Annotated in this window: 16 protein-coding genes and 2 pseudogenes; 14 read left to right on the top strand and 4 right to left on the bottom strand. The window is 61.3% G+C overall.

Translation table 11 applies throughout. The features are described from left to right. The first annotated feature begins 22 nt into the window (after positions 1 to 22). The 3 genes from BW992_RS07920 to BW992_RS07910 all read left to right on the top strand — a co-directional run bounded on the left by BW992_RS07920 (position 23) and on the right by BW992_RS07910 (position 2,413). Positions 23 to 403: a RidA family protein gene (locus BW992_RS07920; protein ID WP_024780260.1), complete on the top strand. Its 381-nt coding sequence runs from the start codon at positions 23 to 25 to the stop codon at positions 401 to 403. Positions 404 to 458: 55 nt separating this feature from the next. After that, complete coding sequence (locus BW992_RS07915; RefSeq protein WP_072390736.1) at positions 459 to 1,199, top strand: hypothetical protein; 741 nt, start codon at positions 459 to 461, stop codon at positions 1,197 to 1,199. A 470-nt stretch (positions 1,200 to 1,669) separates the two neighbouring features. Continuing rightward, positions 1,670 to 2,413, top strand: a complete 744-nt coding sequence (locus BW992_RS07910) for an SDR family NAD(P)-dependent oxidoreductase (RefSeq protein WP_076405954.1) — start codon at positions 1,670 to 1,672, stop codon at positions 2,411 to 2,413. Positions 2,414 to 2,733: 320 nt separating this feature from the next. On the opposite strand, the pseudogene BW992_RS27465 reads toward BW992_RS07910, so the two are convergent. Next, positions 2,734 to 2,874: pseudogene (locus BW992_RS27465) on the bottom strand (DUF6124 family protein); the annotation flags it as partial. Between the two features lie 189 nt (positions 2,875 to 3,063). Here BW992_RS27465 and BW992_RS07900 point away from each other — a divergent pair. The 4 genes from BW992_RS07900 to BW992_RS07885 all read left to right on the top strand — a co-directional run bounded on the left by BW992_RS07900 (position 3,064) and on the right by BW992_RS07885 (position 7,443). Next, complete coding sequence (locus BW992_RS07900; RefSeq protein WP_072390746.1) at positions 3,064 to 3,429, top strand: hypothetical protein; 366 nt, start codon at positions 3,064 to 3,066, stop codon at positions 3,427 to 3,429. A 101-nt stretch (positions 3,430 to 3,530) separates the two neighbouring features. Then, positions 3,531 to 4,661 (top strand): hypothetical protein, encoded by a 1,131-nt coding sequence (locus tag BW992_RS07895; RefSeq protein ID WP_072458524.1) that lies wholly within the window; start codon positions 3,531 to 3,533, stop codon positions 4,659 to 4,661. Next, entirely contained in the window at positions 4,633 to 5,388 is a 756-nt protein-coding gene (locus BW992_RS26870; protein ID WP_305955622.1) for a hypothetical protein, read from the top strand. The genes BW992_RS07895 and BW992_RS26870 overlap by 29 nt, the downstream gene beginning before the upstream one ends. 306 nt (positions 5,389 to 5,694) lie before the next feature. Then, positions 5,695 to 7,443, top strand: coding sequence for a diguanylate cyclase (locus tag BW992_RS07885; protein WP_076405951.1), 1,749 nt, complete (start codon positions 5,695 to 5,697; stop codon positions 7,441 to 7,443). A 30-nt stretch (positions 7,444 to 7,473) separates the two neighbouring features. Here the strand turns inward: BW992_RS07885 and BW992_RS07880 are convergent, their stop codons facing one another. Continuing rightward, on the bottom strand, positions 7,474 to 8,331 hold the full coding sequence (locus BW992_RS07880) for an SDR family oxidoreductase (protein ID WP_076405949.1): 858 nt from the start codon (positions 8,329 to 8,331) through the stop codon (positions 7,474 to 7,476). 188 nt (positions 8,332 to 8,519) lie between these two features. Between BW992_RS07880 and exbB the strand changes: the two genes are divergently transcribed. From exbB to BW992_RS07850, 6 genes are all read left to right on the top strand, one after another. Next, on the top strand, positions 8,520 to 9,500 hold the full coding sequence (gene exbB, locus BW992_RS07875) for a tonB-system energizer ExbB (RefSeq protein WP_072430965.1): 981 nt from the start codon (positions 8,520 to 8,522) through the stop codon (positions 9,498 to 9,500). A 6-nt stretch (positions 9,501 to 9,506) separates the two neighbouring features. After that, positions 9,507 to 9,935: a TonB system transport protein ExbD gene (gene exbD, locus BW992_RS07870; RefSeq protein WP_072390758.1), complete on the top strand. Its 429-nt coding sequence runs from the start codon at positions 9,507 to 9,509 to the stop codon at positions 9,933 to 9,935. Further along, on the top strand, positions 9,932 to 10,687 hold the full coding sequence (locus BW992_RS07865; protein WP_072390761.1) for an energy transducer TonB family protein: 756 nt from the start codon (positions 9,932 to 9,934) through the stop codon (positions 10,685 to 10,687). The genes exbD and BW992_RS07865 overlap by 4 nt, the downstream gene beginning before the upstream one ends. Positions 10,688 to 10,870: 183 nt before the next feature. Beyond that, positions 10,871 to 11,791, top strand: a complete 921-nt coding sequence (locus BW992_RS07860; protein WP_072390764.1) for a hydrogen peroxide-inducible genes activator — start codon at positions 10,871 to 10,873, stop codon at positions 11,789 to 11,791. A 9-nt stretch (positions 11,792 to 11,800) separates the two neighbouring features. Further along, a complete protein-coding gene (gene recG / locus BW992_RS07855; protein WP_076405947.1) occupies positions 11,801 to 13,876 on the top strand; it encodes an ATP-dependent DNA helicase RecG in 2,076 nt (691 codons plus the stop codon). 78 nt (positions 13,877 to 13,954) lie between these two features. Next, positions 13,955 to 15,352, top strand: a complete 1,398-nt coding sequence (locus BW992_RS07850) for an aminoacyl-tRNA deacylase and HDOD domain-containing protein (protein ID WP_072390770.1) — start codon at positions 13,955 to 13,957, stop codon at positions 15,350 to 15,352. Positions 15,353 to 15,394: 42 nt separating this feature from the next. Here BW992_RS07850 and BW992_RS07845 read toward each other — a convergent pair whose 3' ends face one another. Beyond that, the gene (locus BW992_RS07845; protein ID WP_076405945.1) at positions 15,395 to 16,765 is read right to left on the bottom strand and encodes a delta-60 repeat domain-containing protein; all 1,371 of its coding nucleotides are present in this window, start codon (positions 16,763 to 16,765) and stop codon (positions 15,395 to 15,397) included. A gap of 145 nt (positions 16,766 to 16,910) precedes the next feature. Then, on the bottom strand, positions 16,911 to 17,294 hold the full coding sequence (locus BW992_RS07840) for a helicase (RefSeq protein WP_072430967.1): 384 nt from the start codon (positions 17,292 to 17,294) through the stop codon (positions 16,911 to 16,913). A 462-nt stretch (positions 17,295 to 17,756) separates the two neighbouring features. Between BW992_RS07840 and BW992_RS07835 the strand changes: the two are divergent. After that, a pseudogene (locus BW992_RS07835) lies at positions 17,757 to 18,124 on the top strand (DUF6124 family protein). Positions 18,125 to 18,420 lie beyond the last annotated feature (296 nt).

The raw sequence follows: 18,420 nt of genomic DNA, 5'->3' as shown, positions 1-18,420 counted from the left end.
CCACCCATAACAAGGAGTCCTCATGACCAAGACCGTTATCACCAGCGACAAGGCCCCGGCCGCCATCGGCACCTATTCCCAGGCGATCAAGGCAGGCAACACCGTGTACATGTCGGGCCAGATCCCACTGGACCCGAAAACCATGGAGCTGGTGGAAGGCTTCGAAGCCCAGACCGTGCAGGTATTCGAAAACCTGAAAGCCGTGGCCGAAGCGGCCGGCGGTTCGTTCAAGGACATCGTCAAGCTCAACATCTTCCTCACCGACCTGAGCCATTTCGCCAAGGTCAACGAGATCATGGGCAAGTACTTCGAACAGCCCTACCCTGCCCGCGCGGCCATCGGCGTAGCCGCCCTGCCCAAGGGCGCGCAGGTCGAGATGGATGCCATCCTGGTCATCGAGTAACAAGGCCGGCGCAGCGTTCCCCGCTGCGCCGTTTTCGTTTTGAAAGGATTTCACCATGCGCAAAGCGCTTGCTCTCCCGCTGCTCGCCCTTCTCCTGGCCGGCTGCGCCAGCGACCCCGCCGACCGTGACATCAGCGGCACCTGGATCAACCAGGCGGCCATCGACGCAGCCGCCAAGGGCGGTCCACTGCGCGAAGCGCTGCAGGCCTATGGCCCGAACCTGGAATGGGACGTCAACACCCGGGCCGGCCAGGCGCGCTACACCAATGGTTTTGAAAACGTCGAAGGCAAGCTGCTGGGCGAAGAAGACGGCGCGTGGAAAGTCGATTTCTATGGCAGCTCCGCCAGCGAACTCAAGCGCGACGGCGATCAGCTGAACCAGGCCGCCACCGAGAACGAACCCGAACAAGTCTTCGACCGTGCCCAGGTTCAGGTCCCGGCAGGCGCTCCCCTGGGTGCCAGCTTCGAACGCACCCTGTACGCCGCCTACCTGGGCGGCACCTGGCACATCCAAAGCGGCCCCGGCCAGGGCGCCACCGTGCAATTCCAGCCCGACGGCCAGGTCAGCGGCCTACCGGGCGCCGACCGCTATGCCCTGTGCCTGGCAGGCGACTGCGCCTCCATGAGCGGCGGCAACGACAACATCTGGCTGCAACAGAATGGCCAGGGCAACACCTGGATCTTCGCCCGCAATGGCAAGACGCTGGAAATCTTCCAGACCGTGAACGCGGCACTGGCGGATGAAATGCCGTCGTTCTCGCCGGGCAACCGGCAGTGGGTATTGGAACAGCAATAAGCTGGACCTGAACCTTTCCAATCCTCTGCTCGCGATAGCGCGGTGAAGAGCCGCAGCCATCTCGAGCAAGGTTGACTGATCGATGCCGGTACGACTGCCGTTAGCGAACTCAGTAGACCAGTTACCCACCCAATGAATCTCTATCGCACATTCTCTCGCCGATAACCCCCCAGCGGCGCCCCTCCCCTGAATACGCCGGAAGGCGACCCGCACCCAGCCCAGATTTTCTAGGATCCAAGGTTTTTCACTTCAGTAGTGCCCAATTCAGGCGGTCGACGCGTGTGATGTATATAGGCAGCAGAAGGCGAGATGGGGTCATTAAGACCTCCTCCCTAGTCTTTACGACAACTCTAGTAAGTTGTCATAAAGACACCTAATGCTCTCAACCTGCTGATTTTATTAGCATCATGCTGCTGGCACAGAAAATGTAAAAGCAATGCGGTTATTTCAAATGATCGCGGAGCAGCGTAATGGACAGTGAGTACGACAATCGCATTGCAGTGGTAACGGGGGCCAGTTCAGGCATCGGCCTGGCCGTGGTGCAGCAGCTGCTGACTCAGGGCGCGTCGGTGGTGGCAATGGCGCGAGGGCGAGGCGGACTTACCGAACTCAAGGATATCCATGGAGATCGCCTGCATCTGTTCAAGGGCGATGTCACCTCGATGGCTGACCTGGAAGGGCTGGCGCGCTACAGCAGCGAGCTCGGCCCGGTGGATTTCCTGGTGCCCAATGCGGGAGTGGCAATCTTGGAAAACAGTCTGGACAGCACTGGTTTTGCCCGCAATTGGGAGGTGAACGGAGCAGGAGCACTAAACACCTTATCGGTATTACGTTCGCAATTGGCAACGTCCGCTTCGGTGGTATTCATCGGAACCTTTCTCAGCGCGCTGGCATTTCCAGGCCTTGCCGGCTACATCGCTTCAAAAGCGGCATTGACCGCTCATGCACGCACGCTGGCGGTGGAACTGGCCAGTGCGGGCATCCGGGTCAACGTTGTATCGCCGGGGCCAACCGCGACGCCGATCTGGAGGACGTTAGGGCTGGACAATGCTCAATTGTCGGCGGTAGCGGAAGCGGTTAATGAACGCTTGATCGGAGGCGAGTTTCTCCAGCCTGAGGCAGTGGCCGATGTGATCCTGTTGCTGCTGTCCAACCGCTCACGCGGTATCTATGGACAGGACATTGTGGTGGACGGCGGCTACACACTGCGCTAGATGCAGCGACATATCGAATGACTTACAACGCGTGATGATGCTGGGCTGCGCACCCATGGACCGGCTGCGAACGAAGCATCTGCCCGAAGAGCGAGGCAGGTGCTTCTGATCAACCGGTATCCATTACGCTCCAGAATCCGCGACATTATCTTCACGGCTCTCGCCTCGCCAGATCAGGAAGATGTGAATCGCATCCACGATTACCGGTTCGATCCGGCTGATGTTCCGTAAAGGCAGCCTTGCGAAAAGCTGCTCTAGATGGCGCCCCCCCTGAAAAACCCGATACAACGCATCAGTTTTTTCATCGGTCCCACTTGCCGTTATCGCGGCTCGACGTTATCCAACGCCCGATTCGCCAGCAACGTACCCAGCTCGATCAATTGCTGAATTCCATGGGCAACATGGCGGCGGGAGCCATCCAGTTCGAAAGCCAAGTCGCTGACCATGGCATCCGCACAAGCCGGCGGATTCTGGCGTAGTCGTAGGCAGAGGCGCAAAGCGGCGTGGCCTGGTGGAAGCCTGGCAGTCAGGAGATGAAGCACGCGGCGGGAGCCTCTCATTGCCCTGGCCGCCAGGCTTTGATCTATGGTGTCGAATCGCTCTGCCACAAGGCAGCGGCGCAATCCACCACTTCGCTTGGAAGAGAAACCATGCTGTTCAAAACCGATGACGAGCTGATCGCCGAGCGCTACTTCCGCTCCTCCCAGGACATTGGCGCCCTGTTTGGCATTAGCGCTGGCTTCACCTGCCTGCAATTCCCCGATCCCCGCCCCTTCGCGATGATCGTCACTGCGCTGTTTTTTCTTTGGGGCTATCTGTCGGGCGACGGTTACCGGCGGGTCGCCAAGGCCTACCTCAAGCAATACCCAGGCCCCTTGGGCGGCATCCGGTTCGCCTTTACCAAACTTCCCCTCGTGGTGCTCTGCCTGGGATTTCTCACCTTGATCATGATGGGCGCCGTGACCGCCGAACGTATTTCAGCGTGGGGACGGTTCTTGCCGCCGTCGCCTTTCTGAGAATGCATGACGAGGGATTGGCGAGACGGCAATTTGCCATCTACGCTCCGACTGGGCATGCCGGACCGCCTCCTCCCCTTCGCATTCTTAGGAAAGAAATCATGAAGGACGTGACTTGGTCATCCGTTTTGATTGTGTGTGTCTGTCTATTCGCGGGATGTGCGCCTTATCAGAAGTCTCGAGTTCTTGAGGCTGACGAACGGTTACTGACCTACTCCACTCGCACGGATAGGAGTGGCAAGAACACCGAGGTGCTGTGTCCCGAGCCCAGCCCGGATGCCCTCAAGACGTTGGCTGGTTCGTTATCCTTGGAAAAAGAAGATGTGGCTGCGCTGGCGGCAGCCTTTCAGGAATCGGGGGCAAGTATTGGTCTGCGAACCCATTCTATTCAGCTGCTGAGGGATCAGCTCTACAGTATTTGCCAAGCCTACGGTAACTCTGGCATTACACCGAGCGCGTACAGGATGATGCTCACCAGAAACCAGCGCAACACTGTCGCTTTAATGGCGATAGAACAGCTCACGGGGGTGGTTCGTAGTCCAAGTGTAACGCTGAGCGGCTCGGCGACAGCAGACAGAGCGGGTACCGTGCTTGAACTGACCACCCAATTGAACGCAGCAAATGCAAAGTACAAGGGCATGGATCCGACGACTGATGGAGCCAAGCAGTTGAAAGCGTCGATTGACTCCATTGAGGCTGCGCTCAAGGAGGCGAGAAAGTCGCTGGTTACGGCGTCTGGATCAAGCGCCTCCACATTGGCCAGCACAAGCGAAATCAGTAAGGACGTCATGCAAGTGGTTGCGGCCAGTGTGGAGAAGATAGCTGGCTCGGTGATCGGTGTTGATGATCAGTTTTATCTGTGCCTTGACCTGTACGAAAGTATTGGCGAGGACAAGGTCCCGACCGTACTGAAAGACAGGTGCTCGGCTGTTTTCGCAAGAGACCTGGGCGATAGCGTGAAAAGCTTAGGACAACAATCTCAACAATCAGGCCAACTAGCTCGACCCGGTGAGGGAGGGCGCGTCGATACGCCTCCGCCTACGCTCGGAATGAACTCCCGAGTTGCCCGTACTGTAACTTTGCCGTCGGGCGCACAACTGTTCCTATACGATGATCACAGTATGGCTGTAATGAAAAAACTCGAACCTGGTAAACCCCTCGGGAAGGAGTTGGCGGTCGACCCCAAAGGCTTGCAAAAGGCAATTGAGGACCTGCGCCGGGGGGAGATGTAACTTTCGCGGGAAAGCGAACCGAGGACGGAACTGGCAGCACGGTATCCTCGGTAAAACTCCTCGTTCGAATCTTTATGAAGGAGGCGCGGATTTGCGAGTCCACACGTATGTAATCGTTACGGACGCGGGGTCCGCCCCGAACTACGACCCGCCGGCCGTAACGCTGGCGGTTTGTAAACCACGCATCCGCAAGAAGGCGAAAGTGGGCGATGTCGTGCTCGCATTTGCCGGTTCGGCAATGAATCCCTCCTCACGCCACAGCGTCGTCTGGGCAGGCGTCGTCTCCGAAGTCCTGACCATCGCCGAGTACTGGAACGACGCGCGCTTTGCCTCAAAGAAGCCTAACCGCACCGAGGTACCGGACAACTTCTATAAACCTACCGATGGCGGTGGTTTCATCTGGCAGCGTAATTGTGTTCACGGTGCTGAGGCGCTGCAGCACGACACTGGCGGCCGGAACGTCCTTGTGTTCGAACAGGCCTGGCGCTTCGGCGCCTTCGGTCCACCTCTGCCGCAGGACTTTGGGCTGCGCATGACGGCTGGCCGACGCGGGGAACGGGTTGCCGACCGGAATGATGTCGAGTGGCAACGCCTCGAAGCCTGGCTCAATGCCCAATCGCAGGTTACCGTTGAGCCAATCCATTACCGCAAGTCTTGCGTTACCGACATGCAATGTTCACATCCGGTAACGCCACGACCAACCTCGCCAGCAAAACGGCGATGCTAGGTGTCGGCCGTTCTACAAGACATTTGAATCTTTTGCCACGCTTGATTCACCAGCAACACACCTAGCGTTGGATGCCCAACGCACATGGCGTCGCAGAGCGATGAGTTAGAAAGCCAGGCCTCTGCCCGTTGCATCAACCCCAGGCTGGCGTCAAGGTCGCTCTTTCTGGGGATGACGCTTGCAGTGGAGCGCATTTCCACCCCGGGCTTTGGCCCACACGGACTAGGCTTGGGATGAACTCCAACGAAACCTCCTGTTCCGTATCTTCAAAGCGCAGGTCGTTTACCTCCATGTGCAGGGGCCTTGATGGGATACCGTAAACCCAGCTTGAAAATCGCAGCCGCCGCGGCGGTGATCATCATGAGCTTCAATGCCGCCGTTGCGCCGCTGTGCCTGTCCTGGGTGGGGCAGACCCAACGTGACCGTCAGTTGGTCGAGGACCAACTGACCTCCCTTCGTGGCTTGCTCGAGCTGGTGGTGGATGCTGAAACCGGGCAGCGCGGCTACATCATCACCGGCGATGACCGTTTTCTGCAGCCCTACTACGCCACCATGACCAATCTGCCCGAAGGACTGCGCACGCTCGAAGCGCTGTACGCCACCGATCCGGAGCAAGAACAACAGGCCGTCCAGGGCATACGGGCCCTGGTGGACGAGAAGATGGCGAACCTGGCCGAGACCATCAAGCTGCGCCGTGACAAGGGCTACGACGCGGCCATGCAAGTGGTGATGCAGGGCGTCGGCAAGGGGCTGACGGACCGCATCAGGGAAAGCATCGCCACCCAGGTCAAAGGCGAAATGGATGAAGTCGTGCAGCTCGATCAGCAACTGGTGCAAAAAGCCCTGTTGGCCGTTGCCTTTTCCCTGTCGGGCACTTTGCTCACGCTGGTGCTGCTGACCTGGCTTTTCCTGAGGATGCGTGAAGCCATACGCCAGACCGAAAACTCGGCTTTGGAGGCGTCCCAGGAGTCGAGTCGTGTCGAGGCGGGCATGGTGTTGCTGCGAAAACGCAACAGGGAAATCTCGCTACTCGGAGAAATGTCCCAACTGCTGCAGACCGAAATGACCCTGGCCGAAGGCCTGAAAGTCACTGCGGAATATTGCAATCATCTGCTGGCGGGAACCGCAGGTTCCGTTTATCTGTACAGCCAGGCAGCCGATCTGTTCGAGCTGGCCGGTGAATGGGGGGATGGACAACCCGCCTCCCCGACCATCATCCCCCACGAATGCTGGGGCCTGCGGCGTGGCAATGCCCACCATGGTGTGCTCGGCCAGCCACTGATTTGCTGCGAGCATTACTCGCCGCTGGACCCAGCCTCCGAGCGCAACCAGTCCAACCTTTGCCTTCCGCTCATCGCCTACGGCGAAGTGATGGGGATGTTCTACATTCGCAAGCTTGCCGAGGCCGGTAGCCAGGAAGCTTTCAGCGAGACGCAAATGGAGATCGCCAAGTCGATTTCCGAGCAGGTCGCGCTGGCCCTGTCCAACGTCAAGCTGCGCAATGCGCTGCATGACAAGTCGATCCGCGACCCACTGACCGGGCTGTTCAACCGCCGTTATATGGAGGAAACCCTCAACCGGGAGATGGCCCGGGCACAACGCATGGAGTCGCCGTTGAGTGTGGTCATGCTGGACCTCGATCACTTCAAGCAGATCAACGACATGCATGGCCACGCTGTCGGCGATGCCGTGCTGCGTTCGGTGGCGAATCTGCTGAAACAGTCGCTACGGACTTCGGACGTGGCCTGTCGGTATGGCGGCGAGGAGCTCATGCTCATCCTTCCCAACTGCACCAGCGAGCACGCCGTGCAGAAGGCACAACAGCTGTGCGATTCGGTGCGTGCGTTGATCATCACCGAGGCCGGCAAGGCCCTCTCGGTCACGGCCTCGTTTGGCGTGGCCTCGACGGGCATCGGTCATTTCGATGCGGCGGAGCTGGTCGGGATGGCGGACAAGGCGCTTTACCAGGCCAAGGAGACGGGGCGCGACCGGGTTGTTTTGCAAGCCTGCCGCCCTGAGGCGGCTGCAAGCCCGGTGCACCCGCAGGTGCCCTGAGCACAGCCGCATCCACCGCAGGCTGACGGATCAGCAACGCCCTTCGAGAATCGCCGCATACCCCTCGCGAAAGCTCGGATAACGCGGCGACCAGCCCAGGGTCTTGGCCCGGGCGTTGCTGCAACGCTTGCTGCCGGCGCGACGGACGCTGGCGTTTTCGGCCCATTGGGTGACACCCAGGTAGTCCCGCAGCCAGCCCACCACGTCGGCCAGGGCGGCGGGAGCATCGTCGACGCCGATGTAGCAGTCGTCCAGGGTCTTGCCCTGGCGATCGGCTTCCAGCAGGAAGGCCAGCAGGCCTGCGGCGTCATCAGCGTGGATGCGGTTGGCGTACAGGGGTGGGTCTTCCACCACACTGTAGCCCTGGCGCACCTGGGTCAGCAGCCATTCGCGGCCCGGGCCGTAGATGCCGGTCAGGCGGACACGGCTGGCCGGGATGCCGCTTTCGAGCGCCACTTGCTCAGCCTCGAGCATCAGCCGGCCGGAGTAGCCGCCGGCCACGGTGGGCGAGGTTTCATCGACCCACTCCCCCGCCTGTTGCCCGTACACGCTGCTGCTGGAGACAAACAGCAGCCGTTTCGGTTGCTGCCCGTGCTGCCTCAACCAGCCCAGCACATGCTTCAACCCTTCGACATAGGCGGCGCGATAGCCCGCTTCGTCATGTTCGGTGGCTGCGGCGCTGTACACCAGGTAGTCCAGCGGAGCGGTAGGCCAATCGGCCGGGCATTGCTGGCTGAACAGGTCACCCGCCACCCCGAGCACACCCGCCGGGAGGTTGGAAACCGTACGGCGCAAGCCATACACCTGCCAGTGTCGGGCCTGTAGCTGGCTGGCCAGACGGCCGCCGATATCACCGCAACCGGCGATCAGAACAGAAGGCGCGGACATCAGAAACTCCTCGTTTAAAGCCGCAGACTAGCCCTCGAAAGGGACGAGCGGCTAGCGATGTCGGAAAAAAAGATACTCTATTACTTCTGCTAACAAGAATTACTTGCAATAATGCTCGCCACTTTTGTTCTCGGCCCCACGAGGCCTGGAAGAACATCAACCTTCTTTATCTCTCAGGTCCGGCCAGCATGAAACACTCTCTATCCTTCGCTTCGCCAACCCAACGACCTCGCGCCTGGAGCGCCGTGGCTGCGCTGTTGTTCAGCCTGCTGCTGACGCCCGTCGCCGCGTTCGCCGATGCGCAGACGCCCGCTACGGCTGCCCCAGCCACCGCGCCTGCCACCCAGGCACCTGCCGATGCGGCCGCTCCGGCTGCAACGCCGGTGGCCACCGAGCCGGCCCAGGCCGTCGAAGCCACACCGACCGACGCGCCTGAAGTGCTTGAAGCCGACAACACCCTGGGCATGGCCCATGACCTGTCCCCATGGGGCATGTACCAGAACGCCGACGTCATCGTGAAGGCCGTGATGATCGGCCTGGCCATCGCCTCGATCATCACCTGGACCATCTGGATCGCCAAGGGCTTCGAGCTGCTGGGAGCCAAGCGTCGCCTGCGCGGTGAGATCGCCGCCCTGAAAAAAGCCACCACCCTCAAGGAAGCCAGCGCCACTGCGGCGAAGGAAGGCACCCTCGCCAACCTGCTGGTGCACGATGCGCTCGAAGAGATGCGCCTGTCGGCCAACAGCCGCGAGAAGGAAGGCATCAAGGAACGCGTGAGCTTCCGCCTCGAGCGCCTGGTGGCCGCCTGCGGTCGCAACATGAGCAGCGGCACCGGCGTACTCGCCACCATCGGTTCCACCGCGCCGTTCGTGGGCCTGTTCGGTACCGTGTGGGGCATCATGAACAGCTTCATCGGCATCGCCAAGACCCAGACCACCAACCTCGCCGTCGTGGCGCCCGGCATCGCCGAAGCCTTGCTGGCGACTGCGCTGGGCCTGGTGGCGGCGATCCCCGCCGTGGTCATCTATAACGTTTTCGCCCGCTCCATTGCCGGCTACAAGGCCCAGGTGTCCGACGCGTCGGCCGAGGTGCTGCTGCTGGTCAGCCGCGACCTCGACCACCTGCCGCCTGAGCGCAGCTCGCAACCGCACATGGTGAAAGTGGGGTAATCGGCCATGGGCCTGCATTTGAAAGAAGGCGCAGACGACGATCTGGCCGAGAACCACGAAATCAACGTCACCCCATTCATCGATGTGATGCTGGTGCTGTTGATCATCTTCATGGTGGCGGCCCCGCTGGCCACCGTGGACATCAAGGTCGACCTTCCGGCGTCGACGGCCAAGCCCTCGCCCCGGCCTGAGAAACCGATGTTCCTGAGCGTCAAGGCCGACCAGCGCCTGTTCCTGGGCGAAGAGGAGGTCAAGGCCGAGAACCTCGGCGCGGCCCTCGATGCCAAGACCCAGGGCAAGAAGGACACGACGATCTTCTTCCAAGCCGATAAAGGCGTGGACTACGGCGACCTGATGAGCGTGATGGATGCCCTGCGCGGCGCCGGCTACTTGAAGGTCGGTCTGGTCGGCTTAGAGACGGCGCCCAAGAAATGATCACGACGCGCCAAAAGCTGACGCGTTACAGCGGTAGCCTGGCCGTGGTGCTGGGCGTGCATGCGCTCGCCATCGCGCTGGCGCTGAACTGGACGACACGGCCCCCCATCGAACTGCCGCCCCAGGCGATGATGGTGGAGCTGGCACCGGTTCCCGCCCCGCCACCGCCGGCGCCGCCTAAAGTCGTCACGCCGCCGAAACCGCCGGAGCCGGTCGAAGAGCTGCCGTTGCCCAAACTCGCCGAAGCGCCGAAGGCGGAAATCGCCGTGCCCAAGCCGGTCAAGCCCAAGCCCAAGCCTCAACCGCCCAAGCCCAAGCCCGTGGAGAAAAAGCCGGAGCCGCCGAAGGAACAGCCCTCGGAGCAGAAGCCCAGCGACGCCCAGCCGACCCAGGCACCGACGGAAAAATCCGCGCAGCCGGCCCCTGGCCCTTCGCCCGCACAGTTGGCGGCCAAGGCCAGTTGGCAAGGTACCTTGCTGGCCCACCTGGGCAAGTACAAGAAGTACCCGGCCAGCGCACAAGCGCGGGGCAAGGAAGGCTTGAACCGCCTGCGGTTCGTGGTGGACGCCGAAGGCAACGTGTTGTCCTTCGAACTGGTAGGCAAGTCGGGCAACGCCGATCTGGACCGGGCCACCCTGGAAATGATCCGCCGCGCCCAGCCACTGCCCAAGCCCCCGGCGGACATGCTGACCAACGGCTCCATCGAAATCGTTGCGCCGTTCGTGTATTCCATCGACAAGCGCAGGCGCTGATATTTGCAAGCCCCTGTTACAGGGGCTTGTGACCTTGTGGCGGGGGATTTATCCCCTCGCCACAGGTTGTTTCTTTCGCCACCGCCCCCTATTGCCCGGTGTCACACCGCACCTTCAGTCTGATAACGTGCGTCTATCGATTGCAGCCGGTATGCTTGGCTCGCAACTTCATGGATGCTCGCTATGACCCTCACAGAATTACGCTACATCGTGACCCTCGCCCAAGAGCAGCATTTCGGCCATGCGGCCGAGCGTTGCCACGTCAGCCAGCCGACCTTGTCGGTGGGCGTGAAGAAGCTTGAAGACGAACTCGGTGTGCTGATTTTCGAGCGCAGCAAAAGCGCCGTGCGCCTGACCCCGGTAGGCGAAGGCATCGTTGCCCAGGCCCAGAAGGTCCTTGAGCAGGCCCAGGGCATCCGCGAACTGGCCCAGGCCGGCAAGAACCAGCTCACCGCTCCGCTGAAGGTCGGCGCGATCTACACGGTGGGTCCGTACCTGTTCCCGCACCTGATTCCACAGCTGCACCGGGTCGCCCCTCAGATGCCGCTGTACATCGAAGAAAACTTCACCCATGTGCTGCGCGACAAACTGCGCAACGGCGAGCTGGACGCGATCATCATCGCCCTGCCGTTCAACGAAGCCGACGTGCTGACCCTGCCGCTCTACGACGAGCCGTTCTACGTCCTGATGCCGGCCCAGCACCCCTGGACCCAGAAAAAGACCATCGACGCCGCCCTGCTCAACGACAAGAGCCTGTTGCTGCTGGGCGAAGGCCATTGCTTCCGCGACCAGGTGCTCGAGGCCTGCCCGACCCTGACCAAGGGCAGCGAAGGCGCCAAGCACACCACGGTGGAATCCAGCTCCCTGGAGACCATTCGCCACATGGTCGCCTCGGGCCTGGGGATTTCGATCCTGCCGCTGTCTGCGGTGGACAGCCATCACTATGCCCCCGGCGTGATCGAAGTCCGCCCGATGACCGCCCCCGTGCCGTTCCGTACCGTCGCCATTGCCTGGCGCGCCAGCTTCCCGCGACCCAAGGCCATCGAGATCCTCGCTGATTCGATCCGCCTGTGTTCCGTGGCCAAGCCGCCGTCCGCCAAGTAAGCCGCTGCCATGACTGAGCTGTCCAAAGTACCGGTCACGGCACTCAAGGGTGTAGGCGAGGCCATGGCCGAGAAACTGGCCAGGGTCGGGCTGGAAAACCTTCAGGACGTGTTGTTCCACCTGCCGTTGCGTTACCAGGACCGTACCCGCGTGGTGCCCATCGGCCACTTGCGGCCGGGGCAGGACGCGGTGATCGAAGGCACCGTCAGCGGCGCCGATGTGGTCATGGGCCGGCGCCGCAGCCTGGTGGTGCGCCTGCAGGACGGCACCGGCGGGCTCAGCCTGCGCTTCTATCATTTCAGCAATGCCCAGAAGGAAGGCCTCAAGCGTGGCACTCGCGTGCGCTGCTACGGCGAGGCGCGGCCTGGCGCTTCCGGGCTGGAAATCTATCACCCGGAATACCGCGCCATCACCGGTGACGAGCCGCCCCCGGTAGATGAGACCCTGACTCCGGTCTATCCCCTCACCGAAGGCCTGACCCAACAGCGCCTGCGTCAGCTCTGCCAGCAGGCCCTGACCCTGCTCGGCCCCAGCAGCCTGCCGGACTGGCTGCCCACGGAGCTGGCCCGGGACTACCAACTGGCGCCGCTGGCCGATGCGATCCGCTATCTGCATCACCCACCCGCCGATGCCGATGTCGAGGAGCTTGCCCTCGGTCATCACTGGGCCCAGCACCGCCTGGCTTTCGAAGAGTTGCTGACGCATCAACTGTCCCAGCAGCGCCTGAGGGAAAGCCTGCGCTCGTTGCGCGCCCCGGCGATGCCCAAGGCCAGGGATCTGCCGGCACGCTACCTCGCCAACCTCGGCTTCACCCCCACGGGCGCCCAGCAACGGGTGGGCAACGAGATTGCCTACGACCTGAGCCAGCCCGAGCCGATGCTGCGGCTGATCCAGGGCGACGTGGGCGCCGGCAAGACCGTGGTCGCCGCCCTCGCCGCCCTGCAAGCCCTGGAAGCGGGGTATCAGGTAGCGCTGATGGCGCCCACCGAGATCCTCGCCGAACAGCATTTCATCACCTTCCAGCGCTGGCTCGAACCGCTGGGCATCGAAGTCGCCTGGCTGGCCGGCAAGCTCAAGGGCAGGAACCGCACCGCCGCCCTGGCGCAGATCGCCGAAGGCGCGCCGATGGTGGTGGGCACCCATGCGCTGTTCCAGGACGAAGTGCAGTTCAAGAACCTGGCTCTGGTGATCATCGACGAACAGCATCGCTTCGGCGTGCAACAGCGCCTGGCCCTGCGGCAGAAAGGCGTGGGCGGACGCATGTGCCCGCATCAGTTGATCATGACCGCCACACCGATCCCCCGCACCCTGGCCATGAGCGCCTACGCCGATCTCGACACCTCGATCCTCGACGAACTGCCGCCGGGGCGAACGCCGGTCAACACCGTGCTGGTCACCGACACCCGCCGGGTGGAAGTGATCGAGCGCGTGCGCAGCGCCTGCGCCGAAGGGCGTCAGGCCTATTGGGTGTGCACGTTGATCGAAGAGTCCGAAGAGCTGACCTGCCAGGCGGCGCAGAGCACCTATGAAGACCTCACCGCCGCCCTCGGCGAGTTGAAGGTCGGGTTGATCCACGGGCGCATGAAGCCCGCCGAGAAGGCCGCCGTCATGGCCGAATTCAAGGCCGGAGCCTTGCAGTTGCTGGTCGCCACCACGGTCATCGAAGTGGGGGTGGACGTGCCGAACGCCAGCCTGATGATCATCGAGAACCCCGAGCGCCTGGGCCTTGCACAGTTGCACCAGCTACGCGGCCGGGTCGGCCGAGGCAGCGCCGCCAGCCATTGCGTCCTGCTCTATCACCCGCCGCTGTCCCAGATCGGCCGCCAGCGCCTGGGTATCATGCGCGAAACGAACGACGGTTTCGTCATCGCCGAAAAAGACCTTGAACTGCGCGGCCCCGGTGAAATGCTCGGCACGCGCCAGACCGGTCTGCTTCAATTCAAGGTAGCCGACCTGATGCGTGACGCCGATCTGCTCCCTGCGGTACGCGACGCAGCCCAGGCTCTGCTGGAGCGCTGGCCGGACCACGTCAGCCCGTTGCTGGATCGCTGGCTGCGTCATGGGCAGCAATACGGCCAAGTGTGAGCAGTCTCTCAGTTTCCGGGCGCGTCCGCCGGGCAAGCTGGTTATACTGCTCAACTTGTTGGAAAACGGATACAGACCATGACTGACGCTGCTCTCGCCCCAGAAATCCCGCATGCTCCGTCTGTTATTCGGCTGCTGCTCGAGAAATCAGGCATCGCCTTCGACGAAGTTCTCGAACGACCGGGCCTGAACCCTGCCCGCAAGGTGCAGGCCGTTCTGCTGCACGATGCCGTCGGCGCACTCATGGTGCTGTTTCCCCAAAGCCAGTTGCTGGATCTCAATCGCCTGGCCGAGCTCACCGGCCGCAAGCTCACGGCGGTGCCGACCGAAAAGCTGGAGCGCATGCTCGGCAAACACAGCCTGAACATGTTGCCAGGCCTGCCCGCGCTCACCAGCTCCCCGTGCCTGTATGAAGAAAGCCTGCTGCGCGAGCCGATGCTGCTGATCAACTCGGGCGAGCCGGGGGTGTTGCTGGAAGTGACCAGCGAGGCCTTCAAGAGCATGCTCACCAAGGCCAGCGCCGCCACATTCGGCGAAGCCTTGAGCAATATCACCCCCAACCTGGACCGTCCCCACGACGACCGCGCGGAAATCACCCAGGCGGTACAGGCCTTCACGGCCCGGCGCATCCAGCAACGGCTGGAAGAAACCATCGAGATTCCGCCGCTGGCCGAGACCGCTCAGAAAATCATCAAGCTGCGGGTCGATCCGGACGCCACCATCGATGACATCACCGGCGTCGTCGAAACCGACCCGGCCCTGGCCGCGCAAGTGGTGAGCTGGGCCGCCTCACCCTACTACGCCTCGCCGGGCAAGATCCGTTCGGTGGAAGACGCCATCGTCCGGGTGCTGGGCTTCGACCTGGTGATCAACCTGGCGCTGGGCCTGGCCCTGGGCAAGACCCTGAGCCTGCCCAAGGACCATCCGCAACACACCACGCCGTACTGGCAACAATCGATCTACACCGCCGCCGTCATCGAAGGCCTGACCCGCGCCATGCCTCGCGCCCAGCGCCCGGAAGGCGGCCTGACGTACCTCTCCGGCCTGCTGCACAACTTCGGCTACCTGCTGCTTGCCCACGTCTTTCCACCGCACTTCTCGTTGATGTGCCGGCACCTGGAAGTCAACCCGCACCTGTGCCACAGCTATGTCGAGCAGCACCTGCTGGGCATCAGCCGCGAGCAGATCGGTTCATGGCTGATGCGCTACTGGGACATGCCCGACGAACTGGCCACCGCCCTGCGCTTCCAGCACGATCCGCATTACGACGGCGAATACGCCGCCTACCCGAACCTGGTCTGCCTGGCGGTGCGTCTGCTGCGCGCCCGGGGCATCGGCTCGGGTCCCGACGAGGAAATCCCCGACGCCCTGCTCGAACGCGTGGGCCTGGCGCGAGAGAAAGCCAACGACGTGGTCAGCAAAGTGCTTGAAGCTGAAGTGTTGCTGCGGGAACTGGCATCGCAGTTTAATCATTGATGACTCTGTGGAAGGGGACCATGGTCCCTTGCCACAGTGCCCTCAGGTCAGATAGCGAATCAACCAGCCTCCATCGACGTGAGGCAATGGATCAGCCGCTTTCCATGCAAAACCACAAATAACGATCCGGCCATCGACCATGACGGTCATGTCCTGTATGTCTTCATACTCCTCGCCCTCGTCGAAAACGGTAAAACCACTGCCGTTGAATGCCGGATCGAGGGATCCGTCGGAACGGTATCGTGCGGTTATCACGGTAAGCTCTTCGGTGACGAAGCCCCGTCCGGTAGCGCCCGCGACGAGAAGCGAGCCATCCTCCTGTCCCCGACAGTGCTCCCAAAACATCCCTTGGGGCACCAGTTGGGAAAACAGCGGCTGCCCCTGATTGAAATTGAAATCGAAAAAACCGTCGACGGTTAAAACAATGATCAGTCCATTGGAAGCGCCCTCGCGAATAGCTCTGCCCACCGCCACGATCCGGCCATCCGTTTCTCTTACCCAAAGCGCTGAGAGGTCGGCGAAATCCGATTGACGAACCGTCACGGTTCCGCCATTGAATCGGGTGTCGACATGTCCTGTGGCATCGAAGCGCGTTACATAACCACCCGCGAAATTTGTGGCCAGCCGGGTATACATCCCGGAAACCAGCACCTTGCCATCGCTCTGAACCGCAACGCCATGGGCGCTATTCCAGTCATACGTCAAGCCTTCGAGCTCGACGATCGCAAAACCGGTTCCGTTGAATGTCGTGTCGGTCGAGCCATCCGAATTCAGGCGAAGAACGATCCCCTTCATCTTGGAACCGTCTCCCAGATGGCTTACCTGAGCGATCAGGACAATCTTGCCGTCCGGTTGCTGGACGGCCGACGGCCTAGGGTAGCTGGCGCTTCGCGAGGCTTTGGTAGTGGGAGCCTTGTCATCCCTTGCCACGACCTCGACCCGCACGCCGACGTGCTCATGCCGGCCCATGTCGAGGTAGGAAATCAAACGTATTCCCCTCTCGCCGAAAGACTCATCCAGTTGACCATCCCTGTGCTGCCGGACGAGAAATAGCCCTCCATCGGAGGATTCATTTGCTTGATACTGACCTAGCAGCATCCATCTCCCGTCGTTCAGTCCGCTGAGGCCAAAAACGAGATCCACGTAGGCTTCGTCCAAAGCCACCTCAACGTAACCCGCGCCTTTTCCTCCGAACTCGGTATCGAGCGTTCCATCCTCATGCAGCCGTGTCATGGCGACAGGGGCGTGGAATCCCGACAACAGGATGGCAACCATCAGTTTTTTATCGGGTAAAGCCAGGACAGCGGTTGCGGCATCACCGGAGATTTCAGGGAAGCACAATCTCTGAACGCCGCCGTCGGCGAAGGTGGGGTCGAGCGTACCTGCCTCTAAAAGCCCTGCTGACTGAATCATGGCTGTTGCTCCGTGAAGGTTGTACTCAATCCGCGTTAGGTAACAACCTTCATGGAGCGCCTGAACGCATGGCTTTGCACCTGTCAGCAATGACAGTTGAGGTGATCTTTTGGAAATAAGGCGCTGACGCTTTATACCAAGCCACTCAGACCTTGGACTTGGCCTTCTTCGGCTTCAAGTACCGGGTCAATCCCTGAAACCAGATCACCAGCGCCGGGTTGCCCTTGATCTGGATGGACTTGTCCTGGATACCGCTCATGAACGCCAGTTGCTTGTTCTTGGCCTGCATCGTGGCCAAGCCGTAGGCAGCGTCCTTGAAGGCAATGGCGAACGCTGGAGTTGGGTGGGTGCCGGACTGGCTGGTGATGCGCTGGTTTTTCACGGTGAAATGCCGGGCGACCTTGCCATCCAGAGTCTGCAGCTGGAACACCAGGTCCTTGTCGCCCAGTTGCTGCTGAAACGCCGGGTTGGTCCGGCTGGCCTTGCCCATCAACAACCCCAGCATCCACAGCAGGAAACGAAATTTCATCGGCACGGCCTCGTAAGAAAGATGAATGGCCGGGGCAGTTTAGCGATTCTTTGGCGGAACGCCATCATCGTGACGCTTTAGCGGAAGATGAGCAGTATTTCCTGCATGATGACTGCCAAGTCACGTTTTCCCAGCATGACCGTTTCCCTTCAGCTCCCTCGGAGATTTCCTTCAAAACGCCGGGCTGTCCATGAACTAGGCAGGGCTTCCGAGCGCCGCTAACCTCTGTTCGTCATCGCAAAAAACGGTGACACGGACGTGCAAGTCCGTCTCAGGTCGCATTCGTTTATGGCTATTCGTCGAGCATTTTTCTATGCTCGCGGACTGTTATGGCGGCTGCGCGTGGGAGATCTTCGGATCTGCCGGGTTCCTGAGACCGGTCTTGCACACCTGCGCACAGCTGCCACCACTTTCGAAGTGCAATCGAAGGGTGTCGGCTCCATCACTCTCAGGATATTCACTATGTTCAAGGTCACCCCTAATCCACCGCCAGCGGTCAAATGTCCCGCGTCGATGCCCTCGAAGAAAAAAAGCTCGAAGACGCCGCCACCCGCGCCCTCGACTACTACCTCACCCCCCCCTCCCCATCTCCCGCACCCGATAAAAACCAGCTGTTCATCGTTGCCCCTCATATCGACACCGAAACCCTGCTGGCCAACGCCTCCGAAGACCTGCAATCGATCAGCACCATCGCCGCCGACCTGGCCGACGACGTCGACGACTCCCGCCGCAGCATAGCCCTGGCGATCAGCCGCATGGCCGATGGGGTTCAGTTATTGGTCGAACGGGCGCTGGATGATCTGGAGACCCGGCAAGGCGTCAGGGTCTAATCCATACTCTTGCTAGCCTGCTCGCGATAGCGGGGTGTCAGTCGACATCAATGCAAGCTGGGCCGGCGCTATCGCGAGCAAGCTTTACTCCCACAGGTAGATCCAGGCACGGCTGAAAGAAACAAATCGGCTTTTATGTCACCTCGCTTTGGCTTTGGCTTTGGCTTTGGCTTTGACTTTGGCTTTGGCTTTTGATCTTAGGCGCCCCATTAACCACAAGGGCCGAACGCAGGCATTGTGGAGTGGGCATCCCGGCATGGATGCCGGGATAGCCGCGCTGGGCCATGGATGGCCCT

Source organism: Pseudomonas sp. 7SR1 (assembly GCF_900156465.1).
Taxonomy (GTDB): Bacteria; Pseudomonadota; Gammaproteobacteria; order Pseudomonadales; family Pseudomonadaceae; genus Aquipseudomonas.
This window is presented reverse-complemented; position numbering and strand designations above follow the sequence as displayed.

Excerpts from the sequence above, each read along its gene's own strand:
- BW992_RS07920 (WP_024780260.1), top strand. The coding sequence starts at position 23 with ATGACCAAGACCGTTATCACCAGCGACAAGGCCCCGGCCGCCATCGGC.
- BW992_RS07915 (WP_072390736.1), top strand. The coding sequence starts at position 459 with ATGCGCAAAGCGCTTGCTCTCCCGCTGCTCGCCCTTCTCCTGGCCGGC.
- BW992_RS07910 (WP_076405954.1), top strand. The coding sequence starts at position 1,670 with ATGGACAGTGAGTACGACAATCGCATTGCAGTGGTAACGGGGGCCAGT.
- BW992_RS07900 (WP_072390746.1), top strand. The coding sequence starts at position 3,064 with ATGCTGTTCAAAACCGATGACGAGCTGATCGCCGAGCGCTACTTCCGC.
- BW992_RS07895 (WP_072458524.1), top strand. The coding sequence starts at position 3,531 with ATGAAGGACGTGACTTGGTCATCCGTTTTGATTGTGTGTGTCTGTCTA.
- BW992_RS07885 (WP_076405951.1), top strand. The coding sequence starts at position 5,695 with ATGGGATACCGTAAACCCAGCTTGAAAATCGCAGCCGCCGCGGCGGTG.
- BW992_RS07880 (WP_076405949.1), bottom strand. The coding sequence starts at position 8,331 with ATGTCCGCGCCTTCTGTTCTGATCGCCGGTTGCGGTGATATCGGCGGC.
- exbB (WP_072430965.1), top strand. The coding sequence starts at position 8,520 with ATGAAACACTCTCTATCCTTCGCTTCGCCAACCCAACGACCTCGCGCC.
- exbD (WP_072390758.1), top strand. The coding sequence starts at position 9,507 with ATGGGCCTGCATTTGAAAGAAGGCGCAGACGACGATCTGGCCGAGAAC.
- BW992_RS07865 (WP_072390761.1), top strand. The coding sequence starts at position 9,932 with ATGATCACGACGCGCCAAAAGCTGACGCGTTACAGCGGTAGCCTGGCC.
- BW992_RS07860 (WP_072390764.1), top strand. The coding sequence starts at position 10,871 with ATGACCCTCACAGAATTACGCTACATCGTGACCCTCGCCCAAGAGCAG.
- recG (WP_076405947.1), top strand. The coding sequence starts at position 11,801 with ATGACTGAGCTGTCCAAAGTACCGGTCACGGCACTCAAGGGTGTAGGC.
- BW992_RS07850 (WP_072390770.1), top strand. The coding sequence starts at position 13,955 with ATGACTGACGCTGCTCTCGCCCCAGAAATCCCGCATGCTCCGTCTGTT.
- BW992_RS07845 (WP_076405945.1), bottom strand. The coding sequence starts at position 16,765 with ATGATTCAGTCAGCAGGGCTTTTAGAGGCAGGTACGCTCGACCCCACC.
- BW992_RS07840 (WP_072430967.1), bottom strand. The coding sequence starts at position 17,294 with ATGAAATTTCGTTTCCTGCTGTGGATGCTGGGGTTGTTGATGGGCAAG.